20 protein-coding genes and 1 riboswitch are annotated in these 18496 nt (G+C 53.9%); of the genes, 10 read left to right on the forward strand and 10 right to left on the reverse strand.

Features of this window, described 5'->3' with window-relative positions; translation table 11 throughout:
* Nucleotides 1-9 precede the first annotated feature (9 nt).
* Genes CWE14_RS09955 through CWE14_RS09965 form a run of 3 tightly spaced genes read right to left on the reverse strand, consistent with a single transcriptional unit; the run spans nt 10 to nt 2125 of the window.
* Complete coding sequence (locus CWE14_RS09955; RefSeq protein ID WP_126799243.1) at nt 10-1011, reverse strand: DHH family phosphoesterase; 1002 nt, start codon at nt 1009-1011, stop codon at nt 10-12.
* Nucleotides 1012-1028: 17 nt separating this feature from the next.
* Complete coding sequence (locus tag CWE14_RS09960; protein WP_126799244.1) at nt 1029-1472, reverse strand: hypothetical protein; 444 nt, start codon at nt 1470-1472, stop codon at nt 1029-1031.
* Nucleotides 1473-1486: 14 nt separating this feature from the next.
* Nucleotides 1487-2125: a MarC family protein gene (locus CWE14_RS09965; RefSeq protein ID WP_126799245.1), complete on the reverse strand. Its 639-nt coding sequence runs from the start codon at nt 2123-2125 to the stop codon at nt 1487-1489.
* 209 nt (nt 2126-2334) lie between these two features.
* Between CWE14_RS09965 and CWE14_RS09970 the strand changes: the two genes are divergently transcribed.
* From CWE14_RS09970 to CWE14_RS09980, 3 genes are all read left to right on the forward strand, one after another.
* The gene (locus CWE14_RS09970; protein ID WP_126799246.1) at nt 2335-2679 is read left to right on the forward strand and encodes a YciI family protein; all 345 of its coding nucleotides are present in this window, start codon (nt 2335-2337) and stop codon (nt 2677-2679) included.
* A gap of 2 nt (nt 2680-2681) precedes the next feature.
* Nucleotides 2682-3947: an RNA polymerase sigma factor gene (locus CWE14_RS09975; RefSeq protein ID WP_126799247.1), complete on the forward strand. Its 1266-nt coding sequence runs from the start codon at nt 2682-2684 to the stop codon at nt 3945-3947.
* Between the two features lie 88 nt (nt 3948-4035).
* On the forward strand, nt 4036-4419 hold the full coding sequence (locus CWE14_RS09980) for a nuclear transport factor 2 family protein (RefSeq protein ID WP_126799248.1): 384 nt from the start codon (nt 4036-4038) through the stop codon (nt 4417-4419).
* A 65-nt stretch (nt 4420-4484) separates the two neighbouring features.
* Here the strand turns inward: CWE14_RS09980 and CWE14_RS09985 are convergent, their stop codons facing one another.
* On the reverse strand, nt 4485-4829 hold the full coding sequence (locus tag CWE14_RS09985) for a hypothetical protein (protein ID WP_198676573.1): 345 nt from the start codon (nt 4827-4829) through the stop codon (nt 4485-4487).
* A 178-nt stretch (nt 4830-5007) separates the two neighbouring features.
* On the opposite strand from CWE14_RS09985, the gene CWE14_RS09990 reads away from it, so the two are divergent.
* Nucleotides 5008-5637, forward strand: a complete 630-nt coding sequence (locus CWE14_RS09990) for an alpha/beta fold hydrolase (protein ID WP_126799250.1) — start codon at nt 5008-5010, stop codon at nt 5635-5637.
* Nucleotides 5638-5747: 110 nt separating this feature from the next.
* Nucleotides 5748-5996 carry a hypothetical protein gene (locus CWE14_RS09995; protein WP_126799251.1) on the forward strand — a complete coding sequence of 83 codons (249 nt, stop codon included), beginning with the start codon at nt 5748-5750 and terminating at the stop codon, nt 5994-5996.
* A gap of 5 nt (nt 5997-6001) precedes the next feature.
* Here the strand turns inward: CWE14_RS09995 and thiH are convergent, their stop codons facing one another.
* Genes thiH through thiC form a run of 6 tightly spaced genes read right to left on the reverse strand, consistent with a single transcriptional unit; the run spans nt 6002 to nt 12007 of the window.
* Nucleotides 6002-7057: a 2-iminoacetate synthase ThiH gene (gene thiH / locus CWE14_RS10000; protein ID WP_126799252.1), complete on the reverse strand. Its 1056-nt coding sequence runs from the start codon at nt 7055-7057 to the stop codon at nt 6002-6004.
* Complete coding sequence (locus tag CWE14_RS10005) at nt 7054-7821, reverse strand: thiazole synthase (protein WP_126799253.1); 768 nt, start codon at nt 7819-7821, stop codon at nt 7054-7056. Before CWE14_RS10005 ends, thiH begins: the two co-directional genes overlap by 4 nt.
* A gap of 2 nt (nt 7822-7823) precedes the next feature.
* A complete protein-coding gene (gene thiS / locus CWE14_RS10010) occupies nt 7824-8036 on the reverse strand; it encodes a sulfur carrier protein ThiS (RefSeq protein WP_126799254.1) in 213 nt (70 codons plus the stop codon).
* An 8-nt stretch (nt 8037-8044) separates the two neighbouring features.
* Nucleotides 8045-8821 carry a HesA/MoeB/ThiF family protein gene (locus CWE14_RS10015; protein ID WP_126799255.1) on the reverse strand — a complete coding sequence of 259 codons (777 nt, stop codon included), beginning with the start codon at nt 8819-8821 and terminating at the stop codon, nt 8045-8047.
* Nucleotides 8805-10286, reverse strand: coding sequence for a thiamine phosphate synthase (gene thiE, locus CWE14_RS10020; RefSeq protein WP_126799256.1), 1482 nt, complete (start codon nt 10284-10286; stop codon nt 8805-8807). The genes CWE14_RS10015 and thiE overlap by 17 nt, the downstream gene beginning before the upstream one ends.
* Nucleotides 10283-12007 (reverse strand): phosphomethylpyrimidine synthase ThiC, encoded by a 1725-nt coding sequence (gene thiC, locus CWE14_RS10025; protein ID WP_126799257.1) that lies wholly within the window; start codon nt 12005-12007, stop codon nt 10283-10285. Before thiC ends, thiE begins: the two co-directional genes overlap by 4 nt.
* 104 nt (nt 12008-12111) lie before the next feature.
* A riboswitch (TPP riboswitch) is annotated at nt 12112-12211 on the reverse strand.
* Nucleotides 12212-12308: 97 nt separating this feature from the next.
* On the opposite strand from thiC, the gene arfB reads away from it, so the two are divergent.
* The 5 genes from arfB (at nt 12309) to rnk (ending at nt 18404) form a co-directional block, all read left to right on the forward strand.
* The gene (gene arfB, locus CWE14_RS10030) at nt 12309-12719 is read left to right on the forward strand and encodes an alternative ribosome rescue aminoacyl-tRNA hydrolase ArfB (RefSeq protein WP_126789537.1); all 411 of its coding nucleotides are present in this window, start codon (nt 12309-12311) and stop codon (nt 12717-12719) included.
* An 82-nt stretch (nt 12720-12801) separates the two neighbouring features.
* Complete coding sequence (locus CWE14_RS10035; protein ID WP_126799258.1) at nt 12802-13857, forward strand: aspartate kinase; 1056 nt, start codon at nt 12802-12804, stop codon at nt 13855-13857.
* A 150-nt stretch (nt 13858-14007) separates the two neighbouring features.
* Entirely contained in the window at nt 14008-16233 is a 2226-nt protein-coding gene (locus CWE14_RS10040) for a hypothetical protein (RefSeq protein ID WP_126799259.1), read from the forward strand.
* A gap of 3 nt (nt 16234-16236) precedes the next feature.
* Nucleotides 16237-17898 carry a toxin-antitoxin system YwqK family antitoxin gene (locus tag CWE14_RS10045; protein WP_126799260.1) on the forward strand — a complete coding sequence of 554 codons (1662 nt, stop codon included), beginning with the start codon at nt 16237-16239 and terminating at the stop codon, nt 17896-17898.
* A gap of 113 nt (nt 17899-18011) precedes the next feature.
* A complete protein-coding gene (rnk, locus tag CWE14_RS10050) occupies nt 18012-18404 on the forward strand; it encodes a nucleoside diphosphate kinase regulator (protein WP_126799261.1) in 393 nt (130 codons plus the stop codon).
* Nucleotides 18405-18496: the final 92 nt, after the last annotated feature.

Consider the following 18496-nt stretch of genomic DNA (forward strand, 5'->3'; position numbering starts at 1 on the left):
CTTGGTTTTTTATAGTTGGTAGTTACCATAATAGTCACCCACCTGGCGGACAAAGTTGTCCAGTTGTGCAGCTGGCAGGTCATTCACGCCGCCGGCACCGGCACGGCCGCCTCCATTGAATGCGCTGCAGAGCTGGTTGGCACCGCTTAAATGATGCTGTGGGGCGCGTAAGCTAATAGTCAGCGATTCGCCTTGCCGTTCGCTGTAAGGATTCTGCGTCGCAACGACAATCGCCTTGTCGGGGTGACGCCGGGCGAGCAGGTTGGCGAAACTGCCACTAATACGACGTCCCCAGGGTTCGCCCCCGAGGTCTACCAGCATTGTATGGCTGGTAGAGAGGCCGGGCTGGGTTTGTTCCGCCCGGGCCATGTCATCGGTAAAGCCCTGATCGAGTAGCTGGTAGGCGGAGCTATTGTCGTCGATAACCGCAAACGGACTGTCGTAGTTGCAAAGCTGCTGATAAAGATCAGCCGGGGACAGGTGTAAGTCACTCATCTGAGCGCCGTAACTGTTGTAATTCACCAGCCAGCCCAACCGTTGCAGCTGATTTTGCTGGGCTGGCGACAGGCCCTGTTCGATGGCGAGTTGAGTGGCAACCGTATCGAGGTTATCACCATAGGCGGCGGCTAGAGCCCACAGCCGATGTTGCCCCTGTAGCAGCCTGTCGACCAGCAATCCGGTACAGACGCTGGCCCCGGTTTCGATCAGGGTGTGTAGTTTAGGGTGGGTAAAAAGCTGTTCGCTGTGGTGGTGATCACAATAGAAGACTGCAGCCACCTCCTCGATACAGGCCTGCAGCGCCTGACTATTTTTATCAAAGGGCAGATCGAACAGGTTCAGTTCAGCCGTGGCTAAGTCGTTAGCGGAAACCTGTTGCAGCAGAGCGTGGTCGCGCTTTACCCCGGTGACCAGCATGTGCGTGTCTGCCTGCTCTGGCAGCGGGTGCGCCTTACGCCATTGCAGCAGCGCAAAAATGCCGTCGGCGTCGCCGTTAAAGATATCAATTACCATGCAGGTTCCCGGGTGAATCAGTCTGACACATAGAAGCGACCTTTAAGATCGGCACGAAGATGCTCCAGTGTCTGGTAATCGCCAGAAAAATAAGCCATCCCAGCCTGACGATGTATACCATTGTCGGCTTGATCACTATGACGGTTTGCTATGTCTTCGAGTTTAAGCCCAAACGCTGTAGTAAAGCGTTTAATGTCGTCGTTAAAGATCTGCTCCAAATCTTCGCGTTCGTAAGCACCAACCAGGAAGGGGACAGCGACCTGGTTTGCCCGCTTTTCGACCAGTAGATTATGCTCAGCGAAAAATGCCACAATCGCCTCCAGACTACCCGGCGCATAGTCGTCAAAATAGGGTGCTGGGGCACCTTTAGAATGCGCCATTTGAGGGGCGTTGGCACTCGCTGATAGTGGCAATACCAGAGCGGCGCAAAGTATCCAGGCTGGTTTGATGACTATTGGCATTGTCTCTCCTTGTATTACAGGCTTCGGTATATGTCGAGCACGCCGTTAATGACGAACTGAACGGCCAGTACTGCGAGAATGATACCAAAAATACGGGTCACAATTTCTTTCCCTGTCTCACCGAGGTATTTAACCAGCGAATGAGAGTAAATCATACCGAAGTAGCAGGTAATGGTGGTGATAAGAATTGCCAGGAAGACAATGGATACATGCCAGACCGTGGGTGCTTCGCTGGTCAGAATCATCACTGTGGCAATCGAGCCGGGGCCACTTATGAATGGAATAGCGAGCGGAATGACGCTGATATCATTGGCGATCTTGCCATCCCCGTGCGGGTCGTCACCGGTGACATCTTCAGCTTCATCCTGGCCTTTACGAATCATCCCCATCGCGATGCCGAAAAGAATCAGGCCGCCGGCAATCCGAAACGCCTCAAGGGTGATGCCGAATAGCTTAAAGATCACTCCGCCGAGCAACGCAAAGGTAATAAAAATGCAGGTGGCGATGGTCGTAGAGCGTCGCGCCGTGGTTTTTATGGTGGTAATGGAGGCTCGTGGTAAGAGCGACACAAAAATAAAAGCGGTGGTAAGCGGGTTCACAATAACAAATAAAGCGGCGATGGTGACGGCGAGGTATTCAATAAGTCCGTTCATGGTGCTCCCTGTGGAGTTGTTGTAAGTCGTTTTTCGGTCTGCTTTCGCGGCGGTTTTTATGGTATAGAAAACGTACAGGTAAAGTTCAAGATAATGAGGCCATTCTTGCTGCGGCATAGGGCCAGCACGAAGCGGTTGCGGCGACTGTCGAAAACCATCTAAATGGCACGACTAGGACTACGACGCTCAACTTCAAACGAGGAATAACCATGAAATATCTATGTTTAGTCTATGCCAATGAAAATGATCTGCATTCATTACCGGAAAGTCCGCACGATAGTGAGTGCCATGCTTATGCCAGTAAGGCAGCGGAACGCGGTATGTTGATTGCCGGGCAGGCTTTACAGCCGGTGGCGACTGCGACTACGGTCAGAGTTCGTGACGGGCAGGCGACGGTGACTGACGGTCCGTTCGCGGAAACCAAAGAACAACTGGCTGGTTTCTATATGATAGAGGCGCGGGATCTGAACGAAGCCATAGCATTTGCCGAGAAAATCCCTCCGGCTCGGGTGGGTTCTATTGAAGTGCGGCCGGTACGTGAGCTGGATGTTTAACCATGCCGGTACCTCCTGTTGCTGATATTCCGTCTTATGTGGATGCTTTATACCGGCAACAGTCAGGGCGGGTTCTGGCGACCTTAATTCGTCTTTTGGGGAGTTTTGAAGCGGCTGAAGAGGCTTTGCAGGAAGCCTTTTCGGCCGCGCTGAAACAATGGCCACGCGATGGCATTCCGGAAAAGCCGCGTGCCTGGCTTATTTCTACCGGCCGCTTCAAAGCCATTGACAGAATTCGGCAGCAACAGCGGCATCAACAATTACTAAGTCAAAACGGCGATGAAGCAAGGGTAACCTCCGAACTGGATCTGGAAGAGACTGATTATATTGAAGATGACAGCTTGCGACTTATGTTTACCTGCTGTCATCCCGCGCTGTCCGAGCATGCCAGAGTGGCTCTCACATTGCGTGAAATCTGCGGGCTGACCACCGAAGCTGTTGCCAGCGCATTCCTGACCCAGCCATCGACGCTGGCTCAGCGTATTGTAAGGGCTAAACGAAAAATAAAAGACGCCAATATTCCCTATGAAGTCCCTCAGGGAGCTGCACTAGCGGCGCGGCTGGATGCGGTGTTGCAGGTTATTTACCTGGTCTTCAATGAAGGGTATTCAGCGTCGACCGGGAACCGGCTGCTACGCCCCGACCTGATGGCTGAGGCAATCCGCCTCGGCCGTTTAGTGGCGAACCTGCTGGATGAGCCTGAAGTGAAAGGACTGCTCAGCCTGATGCTGTTTCAGGCGTCCCGACGCCGTGCCCGGACTGACCACAACGGGGACCTCATCCGGCTGCATGATCAGGACCGCCGTTTATGGGATCAGGGCATGATTAATGAAGCCGATGAGCTGGTTAAAATCGCTCTTGCCAGTGGTCGGGTTGGGCCCTATAGCCTGCAGGCGGCTATAGCCGGGGTTCACGCTACGGCCGCGAATGCGGAGGCAACGGATTGGGACGAAATACTAGGCCTGTACAATGTGCTGTTGCGAATTCAGGATACCCCTGTTATCCGTTTGAATCGTTCGGTGGCAATTGCGAAGACCAGAGGGGTCGAAGCGGCGCTGGCGGAGATCGAACAACTGATGTTGACTGGCGAACTGGATGGTTACCACTTACTGCATGCCACCCGGGGGCATTATCTTGAGCAGCTTAAACGCGATGAAGACGCTTTGCACTGTTATCGCGAAGCGTTAAAAAATACCCAACAGAGTAGTGAGCAGCAGTTTCTGCGCCAGCGAATCCATCGCTTATTAATGGGGAAAAATGACGAGTAAAAAGTGATTAGTAAAAATAATGGGTAAGTGTCGACTGCGCGGCGGGTGAAGCGATTAGATTAGCAACCCTAATCGATAGGAGTACGTTATGAGTACAACCAAAGAATTTTTGACCCGTTTTAATCAGGCCTGGGCTGATCAGGATATCGACACCATTGTTAATTCAGTCACTGACGATGTTCATTTTAGAATGGCTACTGATGATAAAGGAATCCACGGCAAAGAGGCGTTTGCCACCTGGATAGGTGAAATGAGCAATGCTGATTATAAAATGCAGTTAACCACCGAGCGTTTCTTTATCAGTGGTGATGAAGCTTTGCTAAGCGGTCGTATGCACATGACTGAAAGAGACGGCAGCGAGCGCGAATTCTGTTTTTGTGACCTCTATACACTGCGTGACAACAAAGTCTCCGCCATGGTGTCGTATTTTATGAATCCGGCGAGTGAAGACGGCTGTCCTGCAACGAATTGAAGCAAGTAAAAAGGGCGCGTTGTGACGCGCCCTTCCTTTTACTTAGACCTCGCTTAAACCGCGGCTTAACAGCTGCGGTCAATCGTATCGCCAAGGTCGTCCATGGTATCGCTTAACTGATTGCCATACATCCGCATGCGCTCACGGTCTACCTCGTCGAGACTGTCGATATCGACTTCGTCATTTTGCTCGCTCCACTCTTCGCGCATTTCTTCGAGCTCCGACAAACAAATTTCTCCCTCTTCACGGGCTTCACGTAAACGGTCCATCATGTCGCCATACATGGACTCAACGCGCTCTGCAACGTCGTCGCCGCGCTCCGCCATTTGATCCTGCTGGCGATCGGTACAGGCCACAGTTAGCATGGCGACACCAGCTAATACGGGTAACGTCAGTGATAATTTTTTCATCATAAACCTCGTTCAAAGTTAGTAGCCAAGATAATTGGCTGTTTGAGACCTGTTACGGCTTGATATGCATAACTAAATCTATACTGTAGATGGTTATAAAGCTTGGGCGCTGAGCGTGGATTGTCAAATTTACTCTTGCTATATAACGCGTTTTTTACACTCATCGGGCAGTAAAGCAATGCAAAACACCTTAGTGGTATTGGTTCACGGGTTCTTTAAAGGGCCACGCGATATGGCGTTCCTGGCAAAAGGACTGGAACAACAGGGCTACTCCGTACTCAGGGTTAAGTTGCCGACAACCTTTGGCTCGCTTGATGAGTGTGTGGACGCTTTACATCGCCAGGCTGGCGCACAGATTCGGCAGGCTCCGTCAGTCAGTTTCGTCGCCCACAGTATGGGTGGGCTGATTGTGCGTGCTTACTGGCAACGACACTCAGTGCAGCATCTTCAGCACTCGGTCTTTATTGCGACACCTCATGACGGCAGCAGATTGGCTGAAATAGCCTGCAAAGTGCCCGGCTACCGACAGGTTTTTAAGGCGGTTAATGCGCTGCTGAGCAACCGCCCTTACCCTGCCAAACCCAATTCGTTATTTAAACTTGGGGTTATCGCAGGCAGCCGCAACCAGGGGCTTGGCCGTTTCTGGTTGTCCGCGCAATCGGATGGCCGGGTCGAGATAGCCTCGGCGCGAGCGAATGATATTGATGGACTGATTACGCTGCCTTTTGGTCACAAGGCAATCCATCAGCAGCCAGCGTGCCTGAACGCGGTACTCAAGTTTCTTGAGCAGGGTCAATTCGGGTGTTAACGAATTAGTAAAAGTTAATAAATCGTTGACCTTTGTTTTGTAGGCAATCTAGTATGGAAAGGATAGCGACGTAGATCGCGAATGCGAGCAACACATATCAAGGAGATAACATGCTTACAAAAACTAAATGGGCGTTACTGGCAGCTACCACCGCGCTGACATTAAGCGCGTGCGGTGGCTTCGATTATGGCGACGACAGTGGCTTGTGGACCATGGACCGCGAATGTGACGACCCTCGTTTTGTTGATGTTCCAGGCACCCCGGGTGGCATGGCGTCATCGTTAGACGAAAACGATACCCGCCGCGACGCCACAGACTGCGAGGGTTTGCATAAAGCGGGCTGGATTGAACCGCGTTAACCACGCTAACTAAACTCCGCTTGCCAGTCTTTCCAGACTGGCTCAAAGCCACTTTGTAATAAGCGGCTTGCCATTTGGCTGGCACTACGCGGGTCACTGGTGGCAAATTGCTCGAGCGCAATGCTGTCCTCGGCATAGCCGCCAGGCTGAGTTTTCGAACCTGCACTGATATGGGTGATTCCAAGCGGTATGAGATGATCCCTTAATCCTGCCGACTCCCGGGTAGACAACACCAATTCTAGATTCGGCTCAAACAGGCGAAAAGCACAAATCAGCTGAAGCAGCGTCCTGTCATCGACCAGATGCTGACTTTGTATCCCCCCGGCACATGGGCGCAGGCGGGGGAAGGCGAGCGAATAACGACTGCGCCAATAGTGCTGTTGCAGCTGACGCAGGTGGCGGGCACAGGCCAGTGCATCAGTACGCCAGTCGGCCAGACCGAGTAATATACCCAGACCAATTTTATCAACCCCGGCGGCGGCCACTCTGGCAGGTGCCTGAAGGCGCCATTGCATATCGGTTTTTCTGCCGCGCAGGTGATGTTCCGCATAGGCATCTGGCTGGTAGGTTTCCTGATAAACATACACAGCAGCCAGCCCCAGAGTGCGCAATTCGGCGTAGTCTTTGCTGGCCAGCGGCTGCACTTCCAGCGCTATATGGGAAAAAAAGCGCCGCACCACGGCCATCGCCTGGCGAAAGTAAGGCATACCCACTTTACGCTCATGTTCCCCCGCCACTAATAACACAGAATCAAACCCCTGCGCCTTGAGAGCCAGGCACTCCTGCTCCAACGCAGTCATCGACAAGGTAGTACGTTTAATCGCATTGCTCATCGAAAACCCGCAATAACTGCAGTCGTTGGCACACAGGTTTGACAGGTAGAGCGGAATAAACAAACGCATGGTATGGCCAAAGCGCTGACGGGTCAGCTGTGAGGCGGCCTCGGCCATCGGCTGCAGGTACTCTTTTGCCTCATCGCTTAGCAGGCAGGCCAGCTCATCAATGGTCATCGACGGCCCGGCTCTGCGCGTATTATCAATGATCGCCTGGACAGGGTTCATGATGGCTCCAGAAAGGTGGTGAAGGGGCTCGATGCCTGAGCACCCGCAGCTGGTTGAGCAAGCTTCCCTTGTTTGCTGTAGGCGGCGGCCTCGCAGGTCAGCCGAAACGCATGAGCCATTGCAACCGGGTCGGCGGCGGTGGCGATGGCGGTATTGACCAGTACCCCGTCCGCACCAATCTCAAAGGCTTCAGCGGCATGACTGGGGGCACCAATGCCAGCATCGACTATCACCGGCACCTGACTCTGTTCGACGATAATGCGCAGAAAGTCGCGGGTTTGCAGGCCTTGATTTGAACCAATAGGTGAACCGAGCGGCATCACTGCCGCGCAGCCGGCTTCCTGCAGGCGTAAACACAACGTGGGGTCAGCCGGACAGTAAGGCAGCACCACGAAGCCGTCTTTAACCAGTTGCTCGGCGGCTAGCAGGGTTTCCATTGGATCCGGTAACAAATGCCGTGGGTCAGGATGAATTTCTAGTTTCAGCCATGAGGTACCAAGCATATCCCGTGCTAGTTGCGCAGCCAGGATAGCTTCGTTGGCGGTTTTGGCACCCGAGGTATTAGGCAGCAGCCTGACCCCCAGTTCGCGTAAATGACGCAAGGTCATATCCTTGTCCTGCACTTGCTCAATCCGCTTCAGCGCCAGCGTGACCAGCTCACTGCCGCTACCCGCGATGGCTTTTGCCATCAGCGCTGGACTGGCAAATTTACCGGTGCCGGTTAATAAGTTTGAGTTAAACGAATGGCCTGCAATGGTTAACATGCTCAGCCTCCTGCCACTGCACTAAAAAGTGAAAACCGCTGCTCCGCAACGACCCTTTGGTGAGCCCATTGCGACCGAGGCATCAGACTATCGTTGTGCGCTACGGCGACCTCGTCAAAATGCAATTGATGGTCGTCACAGTACGCTCTGATCACCTTTGCAAGGGTGTCGTCGCTGCCACAGGCTATGGCGTGCTGATTAATATAAATAAACATAAAAACTCCTAGCTAAATGCAGAGGCGTGGCCGGCACAGACCGGGCAGGCCGGGTCCTGAGTAATCTGAATGATTTGCTGATTGCCACTGGCGAGATCAAAGCGCCACAGCTGACTCCATTGCATGGCAGGGTCCTGCAGTAAAATACGCAGTGCTAAAGTGGCTTGATAACATCCAGCCATACCGACTACAGGGCCAAGCACGCCGTCAGTCTGGCAACTGCCAGCCGCTAGCTCAGTGATCGGGTAGAGGCAGTGGTAGCAGCCAGCGTTGTATTCCGCGCCACAGTGGGCAGAATGAAAGGCCATGCCCTGCGCCTGCATGCCAATAGCGGCACCAGTGACCAACGGAGTTTCAGTTTTGAACGCATGCTGGTTGAGAAGCTGACGGGTCGCCATGTTGTCACTGCAGTCGATGATAAGGTCGATATCGCTGAGCAGATGATGAACATTGTCAGCTGAGACCCGCACCGCCGTTGCGCCAACCTTTAGTCCTGCGTGAATGGTTTTTAGCTGTCTGGCCATAACCGCAACTTTCGGCATCTGCACATCCGTTTCCTGGTAGAGCCATTGCCGTGGCAGGTTGCTCAGACTGACACTGTCGTGGTCAAACAGTCGCAATGTGCCAACCCCCGCAGCAGCGAGATAAGGCGCCACCAGGCTGCCGAGCCCGCCGAGCCCCACCAGCGCTACCCGGGCCTGTCGCAAGCGCTGTATACCAGACTCTCCGCAAAGCGGAAGCATCAACTGACGGCTGTAGCGCAGAAAGTCAGCGTCCAATAACATCGGTAAACGCCTCTACTTGTTTCGCCAGATTGATGCAGTCGGTGACAGCGCGGACGACCGCGATACTACCGACCCCGCACGCCTTAACCTTGGCCGCGTTGTCGAGGTTGATCCCGCCGACTGCAACGGTTGGCATGTCCTCGGCAATGGCGGTGTAGTGCGCTAATCGCTGCAAACCCTGTGGACTGCTCTTCATGGCTTTGGTGGGGGTGGCAAACACGTGGCCCAAAGCGACGTAGGATGGCCGTAAAGCCAGCGCATTGAGCAGTTCGTAGTAGCCGTGGGTAGAGACACCAAGCCGCAAACCGGCACGCCGAATCGCCTGCAGATCGGCCATCTGCAAATCCTCCTGACCTAAGTGAACCCCGTACGCTTTATGCTTCAGTGCGAACTGCCAGTAATCATTGATAAATACCCGCGCCTGATAGCGTCGCCCCAGTAACACCGCTTCCGCCACCGCTGCTTCAATTTTTAGCTGGGACCCTTCTTTGATCCTCAATTGGATGGTTTGTACGCCAAGTCTGAGCAGTTCGCTGAGCAAGGCGGTGTTATCGACGATGGGGTAGAGACCCAGGTTGTCCGTATCGACGGGTTCAAAGGCCGGGCTGTGCACGTCACTGGCACGCGGGCTCAGGCTGACTAGTTTGGCAAAGTAATGGGGCGGCGAGGGAAGCTGAGTGTGAGCAACAGGCCCGGGCCCCTGTCCCAGTGGCTGCGCATGCGACAGTCCGGCAGCGATATAGGCATTAGCCTGCACCACTGCATCTTCAACCAGGTCACCGCGTGCGAGGCAGGCGGCTATGGCGGACGCCATGCTGCAACCTGTGCCGTGGCTATGCACCGTCGGCTGACGTGGCTGGATGAGTTTAAAGCTAAGCTGCGAACTGAAAAAATAATCACAGGCCTGATCGCCCTGCCAAACAGCATGACCGCCTTTGACCAGTACCGCTTTAGCGCCTAGCCGCAATAGCTGCTCAGCGCCTTGCTGCAGGCGCTCGTCACTGTCAACGGCATGCCCGCAAAGGATGGCGAGTTCTGCAATATTAGGGGTCACCAGTGCGGCAAGAGGGATGAGGTGACTGCGAATCCTGTCGAGCACCTGCTCCCCGGCCAGGGGCTGGCCACTGGCGCTGACTGCCACCGGATCCACCAGCAACGGGACATCACCCAGGCAACGGGTATAGTAATCCGCCAGATAACTGACCTGACCTGCCGTTGCCAGCATCCCGGTTTTAATGGCTCTGGCCGGTAAGTCGGCGTGCAGACACTCAAGCTGCGCGGCGAACATAGCCGGCGAGACAGCTTCGATGCAGGTCACTGTCTGTGAGTTTTGCGCAGTCAGTGCGCTCACCACCGAACAGGGGTGCACGCCGAACGCGCGCATGGCCGCCATATCGGCCTGAATGCCCGCGCCGCCGCCTGAATCTGAACCGGCAATGGTCCAGGCAATCGGCGGCTGACTCATAGTTCGGTCACCTTAATGGCGTTGTTTTGCGCTGTCTGGTTGGCCTCGGCTTGCTCGCGCACCTCATGACTGATGCGCATCGAGCAGAACTTGGGCCCGCACATGGAGCAAAAGTGGGCGTTTTTATTGGCCTCCTGAGGCAGAGTCTGGTCATGGTAGTCGCGGGCTGTGAACGGGTCGAGAGCGAGATTAAACTGGTCTTCCCAACGGAACTCAAAACGAGCTTTCGATAAGGCATCGTCGCGGATCTGTGCGCCCGGATGGCCTTTCGCCAGATCGGCTGCATGGGCGGCAATTTTGTAGGCTATCAGTCCCTGACGGACATCCTCCTTGTCTGGCAGACCAAGATGTTCTTTGGGGGTCACGTAGCAGAGCATGGCGCAACCGAACCAGCCGATCATGGCGGCTCCGATACCTGAGGTAATATGGTCATAGCCGGGTGCAAAGTCGGTGGTCAGCGGCCCCAGGGTATAGAAGGGGGCCTCATGGCAGTGCTTCAGTTGCTCATCCATGTTGGCTTTGATTTTATCCATTGGTACATGGCCGGGACCTTCTATCATTACCTGAACATCGTACTGCCAGGCGACCTTGGTTAACTCGCCGAGGGTACGTAATTCGGCAAACTGGGCGTCGTCGTTGGCGTCTGCAATGGATCCGGGGCGCAGACCGTCACCTAGCGACAGTGAAATGTCATACTGCGCACATAGCTTGCAGATATCTGCAAAGCGAGTGTAGAGGAAGTTTTCCTGCTGGTGGCTCATGCACCACTTGGCCATAATCGAACCGCCACGGGAAACAATGCCGGTTACTCGCTTGGCCGTTAGCGGCACAAAATCACGCAGCACGCCGGCATGAATAGTGAAGTAATCAACGCCCTGCTCAGCCTGTTCCTGCAGGGTTTGATAAAACACCTCCCAGTTCAGATTCTCAGCAATGCCGTTTACTTTTTCCAGCGCCTGGTAAACAGGCACGGTTCCCACTGGGACCGGGCTGTTGCGTAGGATCCACTCGCGGGTCTGATGAATGTCGCGCCCGGTCGACAGGTCCATAATGGTATCGGCGCCCCAGCGCACCGACCATACCAGCTTCTCGACTTCTTCTTCGATCGATGAGGTGGTGGATGAATTGCCGATATTTGCGTTCACCTTGACCAGAAAGTTGCGTCCGATGATCATCGGTTCAGCTTCCGGGTGGTTTTTATTAAGCGGAATGATGGCACGTCCTTCGGCCACTTCGTTGCGCACGAATTCGGCGCTGATATGGTCGCCGCCCATGCTTTCACGCAAAGCGATAAACTCCATCTCCGGCGTGATGATGCCGCGTCGCGCATAATGCAGTTGGGTCGGTGAGGCGTCTTGCTGGCGCTCAATGAGCCAGGGCTGGCGCATCTTCTGCAGGCCTGTGCTGACGTCGATTTGAGCGTCGATATCACCATAGGGACCTGAGGTATCATAGACACTGACTGCTGCATTCGGTGTTACTTTGGGGTTTTTGGGGTCGCCGCTGCGCGTATCGGAAAGCTCAATCTGGCGCATTGGCACCCTGATATCGGGACGTGATCCCTGCAGATAGGTTCGGCTTGACGCCGGATAAAAGTCACCGCTTAGTTGCTCGATAAAGCGTTGAGCTTGTTGGCGCCGCTCGCGATTAGTGCGTGGTGGTGTCTCACATGCAGAACGAATTGACTGGCGTGAGAACAAAGCTTGGTTGGTTGTTGACATAGCAAATCCCTGAATTTGGGGTAGGTTTGCTTGTCAGGAGTGCGTAGAAAGTTGCAGTGCGTGAACTTGAATAGACGGCCGGGCGCAGAATTGCCTGGCAGTCGTTCATGACTACACTTGTTCCCTTCGCAGGTTCTAACCTGATCAGGTTCAACGGATCCCGTACTACGGTCTCAGCCCCTAAGGGCACTCCGACAAGATGAATACTTCGAGCTTATGCTCTTTTAATAGGGTGACGTAAAATCAGGCGGCTGGCAAGAGGCATTAGGCCAGTCATCTCAGAAACTGGTACACTAATGACATGATTGAAATATCGCAACGGGTCAGTATCCCGGACCATGAAATCGAATGGCAGTTTATCCGCTCTGCCGGCGCTGGCGGGCAGAATGTAAATAAGGTCGCTACGGCGGCGCAGCTTATTTTTGATATCCGCGCCTCCTCGCTGCCAGAGTTCTACAAAAATCGCCTGCTTAAACTGGCTGATCACCGCATTACTCAAAGTGGCAAAATTATCATCAAAAGCCAGCAAACCCGTTCTCAGTTGCAGAACCGGGAGCTGGCGCTTGAGCAGTTTGTGGAACTGATTAAGCGCGCCGGGTATACCCAGAAACGGCGGCTTGCTACCAGGCCAACCCGTGCCTCCAAAGAACGACGTTTAACGTCGAAAAAGCAGCGCGGCGAAAAGAAGGCGATGCGAAAAGGGCCGCTATAAAGTTTAGACGTCTAGACATCCTTTACTGGCAAGCATAGACTGGCCGTAGTGTCGGAATGTGTTCCCCAATGAAAGGATCAGAATGCTGCATATTATAGTGGTAGGAACTGGCAATATTGCCTCGTATTGGTTACAACATTTTGCACCGCAACTGCCTGCGGATGCCAGGGTTCACGGCATTACCAATTCGCGCAGCGCCCAGCTGACAACGTCAGCAACGCCTGTAGCCAGGCAACTACCCGACAAACCCGGGCCTGGACACAACACCGAGCAATGGGTTGCTGAGCAAATTAAAGCGCTGGCCACAGAGAAAGGTGCTGAGGTGGTGGTGCTGGATTTGACCGCAAGTAAAACCGTCAGTCGAAGTTACCCCTGCTGGGTGGCTGCCGGAGCGCATCTGATTAGTGCGAATAAATACGCTGGTTCAGCAGCGCCGGATTTTTACCGCGAACTGCGCAATACGCTTTCCGCGCATCGCAGATACTGGCTGTATAACACCACCGTTGGGGCGGGTTTACCTATTCAAAAAGCCATTGCCGAGCGGTTAACCTGCCACGATAAAATTATTCAGTTGGAAGGCAATTTCTCTGGATCATTGTCGTGGATATTTCAGCAGTATCGTCGTGGCCACAGCTTTTCCGCCTGGCTGCGTGAGGCCGCTGAGCTGGGCATGACAGAGCCTGATCCACGAGTCGATCTGAGCGGCATGGATGTTGCCCGCAAGTTATTGATCCTTGCCCGTGAAGCCTGGCCGCAGGAGGGAGTGTCGTTGCAGCTTAGTGACATCCAGATCGCTAATTTAGTGCCCGCCGGGTTACGCGACTGTAGTCTTGCAACATTCTGGCAGCAGGTCGGTGAGCTTGATCAGTCAGTGGCCGAGGCAACCCAAGCTGCTCAGTCCCACTATATTGGCTCCGTCAGTAAAGATGCTGATGGCGTGATTCGGGCTTCAGCACGGTTGCGCCCAGTGACAGAAGACAGCCCTTATGCCCATCTGGCTCCGGGCAACGCGAATTTCGTGATTAAAAGCCGCCATTATGACGCCAACCCGTTAATTATTCAGGGCCCGGGAGCGGGGCGTGAAGTGACGGCCGCGGGTATCCATAGTGACCTTCTCCAGTTAATCGCGTTGCTTTAAAAAAACCAGCGCTAAGCAACTGATTTAGGATGTAAATATAATGCAAAGTGAGGACAGCTCTGTTTCTAAACCTTTGTCTTTTACGCCAGGGCAGGTACCCTGCTTAGCTTACCCAAACCCTGATCCAACCTGATGCACATGGAGGTCGTCATGCGCCTGTTTTTTGTGGGAATAATAGCTGTTGTAAGCGCAGCTTGTAGCCCTAGTGAAGAAACCCTTACTTTTAATCCCGAGGACGGTGAGAAACGCCGTTTTCAGGTGATCTCCGATGCCTCGGCACGGGCCGAAACTATGTATGGTGCCTCCTCGGACAGCATCAAAATGGAAATGCTGGTCGATTACCGGGTGACTCACGAGGACGGTTTGCGGATTGATGTCTCTCCGAAATATATGTACGCCGATTTCCGTCAGGGAAATTTTGCCAGCACTCAACAGACGGATGGTAACCAGGACATACGCGATGTCATGGAGGCTGGTTTCTATTTTAAAGCTGACCCCGACACCCTTGAGGTCACTGAGTTTGCAAGCAATCATCGAAACGACCAGTTTAACGCCAATGAACCGGACCTGTTGCTGGATGTGTTTCGTCAGGATGCAACACGTCCGGGCCTGGGTCATGGCATCAGTATTCGCGAAGGAGCGACCCAGCGGGTGGATGGAACCGAGCAACTACCGCCGTTAACCCTGACGGTGAGGTCATTTGACGAGCGCGAAGTGGTGATGGAACTGCAGGGCGAAAACGACGAGGTTAAACTGTTCGGAATTCTCGTCGCTGAGCGCCAGTCAGGATGGTTGGTACGTGCCACGCTGGTCTCTGACATGCGAGTGCCGGATTATAATAATTCTGAAGTTCGTTCGGTAGCGAGCATTTACCCCGCTGAGTGGCCGTATGGGATGGACCTGGGTTTTTTCAGTCACGCCTCGGCCATGCCTGGAGGCAGCGAAGAGTTCTTCACCAATGCCCGAGAGGCAGAGGAAATTAGCGCAGAGCAGGTATTTAGTGCTGACAGCGGTTTTATAGAGGACTTTCGCGACCGTATGAGCCTGATGTACCCCCATGATTCTCTGACCAATGATCAGGCGGGGAAAATGGAATTCAGCGAATTAACTGCCTTCACTCTAGATGGTGAGCCGCTTGATATTGAGTGGCAGGCAACCGATGCCTTTGTGTATGCGAATTACGAGTCCGGCGATATTCGCAGTACCGTGGATGCATTTGCGCTGGGCTGGAATCAAATGCATGAACGGCTCAGTGAGCTTGCTTATATTGAAGCCACGCTCAGTTGGTATCCGGAACAGGTCGAGATTGTGGATATGCCACTGAGTGCCGATGGCAGCGAATTGCGACATGGTGATGCGGTGGTCCGCTTCGAGCCGACAGAGCATGAGCAGGTGTATCGTTTGAGTTTCGAGCAGGGTGAAAAACACAGCTTTATGCCAGCCGCTGAGGGTGCTTCTGATTCAATGTTTGACTATGCATCGCTGGAAGGTGCGCCTGAATGGCTTGAGCTTGGTGAAAGCCGGGTGCTGGCCGTGGCTGAACGTGGTCATTTCCCGATGTACCTCGAATTGTTTTTTGAAGACGGGCTGCCAGAGAGTATCAATCTGATTCAGATGACCGAAGCGGACCAACCTGCAGGGCAAAAAACAGCGCGATTCTACGATCCTGATGTGATTGGCAATAACCCCCGGATTAAGCCGCCGGAGAATGTTTATCTGCGACAGCAACAGGCAGATGATTTTCCGTTCTCTACTGCGCCTATAGGTTCATTTGAGGTGCAGGATATGGATCGGCCCCAGGCCTTCTTAGCGTTAACCAATGAGCAGGTTGCAGCATGTCAGCTGGAGCTGGCCAGTGACGAACTGGCCTGGCAGGAGATCGAGTCACTGGAGCGAATGCTAAATGGGTCGAACAGGGTACCGGATGTGACCGTGTTGCAACTGCAAAGTAAGGATGGGCGTCGAGAGTACTTCTATCAGCAGGAGGTGACGACTGAGATAACCTGCCACGCTGAGCCTGCCTGGCAGACTCTTGACTGGGAGCCCACGGAAACTTCATGGCTGATTGATATCGCGGTGTTACCGCAGGTCGACCTTGAGGCCCCCGCGATTGATATGTTGCGGCAATATCGGTTTATCGCCGCGAATGAAAGCAGGTCCAATGGCCGCACCCTGGCGTTACTGCCGCCAACTGCAGAGGAAGCCGAGTTAAGCTATCGAGACAGCGCGCTCAGCGACTACCTGGTGGATGGTCAGTACCTGCGCCTTGGTGGCGAGGTCGCACGCATTGAGCAGCTAACCATGAGCGACGAGCAGATTACCCAGACGTTAGTGCATCGCTTTCCTGAGCTGCCAGCATTCGAGAGTGAGGATTAAACGATGACAAAACTTATCTATGTAACCTTGTTTGCGATGGCCTGCTTGCTTGGATCACTATCCCCGGCCCTCGCTGAGCCTGAACAGGAACAAACCCGCTGGCTTGACCGCAGTATGCAGACCGTTGAGAAGGATGATGCGGAGTACTATTTGGCCGAGTATGAGGCTGTGGAAGGCGGTTATGCTATCAGCGTCAATTATGCGGAGACTGACAGCCTGCGCCTGCAGGCACAGGCTCGGACGCTGGAGCTGAGTGAGACTTCCTTTTTTGGTCCTTACCAGTCATTTTATCGCTCTGGCGCTGTGCTTGAGGAAGGTGAATATGATGAGCAGGGACAACGTCAGGGGACGGTGACGGTTTACCATGAAAGCGGTGAGGTATTACGTAGCATTCCCTACCGCGACAACCTGGTTCACGGTGAATACACCACTTACTATGAAAATGGTAAGCCCCGGCGCGTGCAGATGGTCGAGAATAATGAGCGCCATGGCGACAACCGAAGCTATTTTGATAATGGTCAGTTGCGCATAGAAAGCACGTATCATCGCGGTGACCAGGTGGGTGCGGAGCGCAGTTATGACCGGGATGGCAATCTGACCCGGGAAGCAACGTATGAAGATGGCAAGTTGCAAGGCGAATTGGTTGAGTATTTTCCGTCCGGCGAGGTGCGCGCAATAGGCAATTATGTCGATAGCTCGCCACGGGGTGAACAGATTGAATACCGCAGTCCGGGCGACGTACGCCGCTACCGCATGATTGATGAGAACGGCACTACAATCGCTGAACGCGAGTTTCGTACCGACGGCACAATTCAGCGAGAGCGGGAACCGATTGAAACTGACCACGGCCCGGGGTATCAGCGCACCAATTACCACACTGATGGCAGCGTGTCGGAGATAGTCCAGGTCGCCGACAACGGCCTTTGGCAGCTTGACCAGCGCTTTAATAAGGACGGTGAGGAGATTGAGCGGCGCGAGCTACTCAACAGGGAACAGGTCGGGCGCTTTGTGCGCACTCCCTGGGGCGGCGGTACCGAACATGGTAGCTATGAAGACGGCGAACTGCATGGGCGTTACTACGAGACTCGGGACGGTGAAGTGGTAAACGAAGGTGAGTACCAGCATGGTAAGAAGGTTGGCCGCTGGGACAGCCATGACGGGCATGGCTACGTGGTGGAGTATTTCGATGACGAGGGTAATTTGCATGGCGAGCGCACCGAGCGGAATAGCGAGGGAGACGTCATCCTGCGCCAAACCTATCAGCACGGCACCTTGCATGGGCCTTACCAACAAATTCGTGACGGTCAGGTGGTCGCCGAGGGAAAGTTTGTGGATGGCCAGCGGCAGGGAGAATGGCGTATCTCCACGCAGTGGAGTGGCGGTGATGTCGAACATGGTCGCTACCAGGATGACACCCCTGTGGGGCGTTGGACAATCTATGACCGCTATGGCCACCGGGTTGCTATACGCCATTATAATGATCAGGGGCTGCGCCAGGGTCGCCAGTTTGAGTTTGAACGCGACGGCGCGTTGAGTTCAGTTATTGAATACCAGGACGACGTGCAGCATGGCGTCGCTATCTTCTATCGCAATGGTGTTGAAGACAGCCGGGCTGTGTATGAGGATGGCGAGTATCTGCGCAACAAGGACGACGACCAGCCTTAAGCAGTCGCTTGTCTTTTTAACCCAACAGGCTATTATCAGGCGCTGAACGCTTGTGCTGCCGGGTCGTAACCCGGCTTTTTGAAGACGCAACGGATGTTGCAATGGGAGACGCAATGAGTACACAGCCAGACATTATTTTATCGTCTGCCGACGTTGCTAAAATTGAGCAATGGATCGAAAAGAGTGTGTTGAAACGCGACCTGGTAGATGCTCTGGAAACTGAGCTGGCGCGGGCGCAAATCGTCAAGCACGCTGACTTGCCTGCTGACCGCGTCGCCATGGGCTGTCGGGTCACTTTCCGTATTGAGGAAGTGAACCAGACCTTTACTAAAACCTTGTGTTATCCCGATCAGTTAGCCTCACATAGCGATGCTATCTCGATATTTGCCCCGGTTGGTAGCGCTTTGCTCGGCCTTACTATTGGCCAGTCGATTGAGTGGCCAGGTCAGCGTGGCGCGCAGCATGTGGAGATCATCAAGGTCGAACACCCTGCCCCGGATCAATAAGCTAGCTATCTGAAAGAAAAAGGTAAAATACGGGCGGCCAAGGGCCGCCCGTTTCTTTTTTGGCTACGCTTTTAGCTGCTGTTCAACCTTCA

Origin of the sequence: Aliidiomarina soli, from assembly GCF_003986975.1 — a bacterium.
Lineage (GTDB): Bacteria > Pseudomonadota > Gammaproteobacteria > Enterobacterales > Alteromonadaceae > Aliidiomarina > Aliidiomarina soli.

Excerpts from the sequence above, each read along its gene's own strand:
- CWE14_RS09985 (WP_198676573.1), bottom strand. The coding sequence starts at position 4,829 with ATGAAAAAATTATCACTGACGTTACCCGTATTAGCTGGTGTCGCCATG.
- thiH (WP_126799252.1), bottom strand. The coding sequence starts at position 7,057 with ATGAACCCTGTCCAGGCGATCATTGATAATACGCGCAGAGCCGGGCCG.
- rnk (WP_126799261.1), top strand. The coding sequence starts at position 18,012 with ATGAGTACACAGCCAGACATTATTTTATCGTCTGCCGACGTTGCTAAA.
- CWE14_RS09970 (WP_126799246.1), top strand. The coding sequence starts at position 2,335 with ATGAAATATCTATGTTTAGTCTATGCCAATGAAAATGATCTGCATTCA.
- CWE14_RS10005 (WP_126799253.1), bottom strand. The coding sequence starts at position 7,821 with ATGTTAACCATTGCAGGCCATTCGTTTAACTCAAACTTATTAACCGGC.
- CWE14_RS10035 (WP_126799258.1), top strand. The coding sequence starts at position 12,802 with ATGCTGCATATTATAGTGGTAGGAACTGGCAATATTGCCTCGTATTGG.
- CWE14_RS09965 (WP_126799245.1), bottom strand. The coding sequence starts at position 2,125 with ATGAACGGACTTATTGAATACCTCGCCGTCACCATCGCCGCTTTATTT.
- CWE14_RS09955 (WP_126799243.1), bottom strand. The coding sequence starts at position 1,011 with ATGGTAATTGATATCTTTAACGGCGACGCCGACGGCATTTTTGCGCTG.
- thiE (WP_126799256.1), bottom strand. The coding sequence starts at position 10,286 with ATGAGTCAGCCGCCGATTGCCTGGACCATTGCCGGTTCAGATTCAGGC.
- thiS (WP_126799254.1), bottom strand. The coding sequence starts at position 8,036 with ATGTTTATTTATATTAATCAGCACGCCATAGCCTGTGGCAGCGACGAC.
- CWE14_RS10040 (WP_126799259.1), top strand. The coding sequence starts at position 14,008 with ATGCGCCTGTTTTTTGTGGGAATAATAGCTGTTGTAAGCGCAGCTTGT.
- thiC (WP_126799257.1), bottom strand. The coding sequence starts at position 12,007 with ATGTCAACAACCAACCAAGCTTTGTTCTCACGCCAGTCAATTCGTTCT.
- CWE14_RS09995 (WP_126799251.1), top strand. The coding sequence starts at position 5,748 with ATGCTTACAAAAACTAAATGGGCGTTACTGGCAGCTACCACCGCGCTG.
- CWE14_RS09960 (WP_126799244.1), bottom strand. The coding sequence starts at position 1,472 with ATGCCAATAGTCATCAAACCAGCCTGGATACTTTGCGCCGCTCTGGTA.
- CWE14_RS09980 (WP_126799248.1), top strand. The coding sequence starts at position 4,036 with ATGAGTACAACCAAAGAATTTTTGACCCGTTTTAATCAGGCCTGGGCT.
- arfB (WP_126789537.1), top strand. The coding sequence starts at position 12,309 with ATGATTGAAATATCGCAACGGGTCAGTATCCCGGACCATGAAATCGAA.
- CWE14_RS09975 (WP_126799247.1), top strand. The coding sequence starts at position 2,682 with ATGCCGGTACCTCCTGTTGCTGATATTCCGTCTTATGTGGATGCTTTA.
- CWE14_RS10015 (WP_126799255.1), bottom strand. The coding sequence starts at position 8,821 with ATGTTATTGGACGCTGACTTTCTGCGCTACAGCCGTCAGTTGATGCTT.
- CWE14_RS10045 (WP_126799260.1), top strand. The coding sequence starts at position 16,237 with ATGACAAAACTTATCTATGTAACCTTGTTTGCGATGGCCTGCTTGCTT.
- CWE14_RS09990 (WP_126799250.1), top strand. The coding sequence starts at position 5,008 with ATGCAAAACACCTTAGTGGTATTGGTTCACGGGTTCTTTAAAGGGCCA.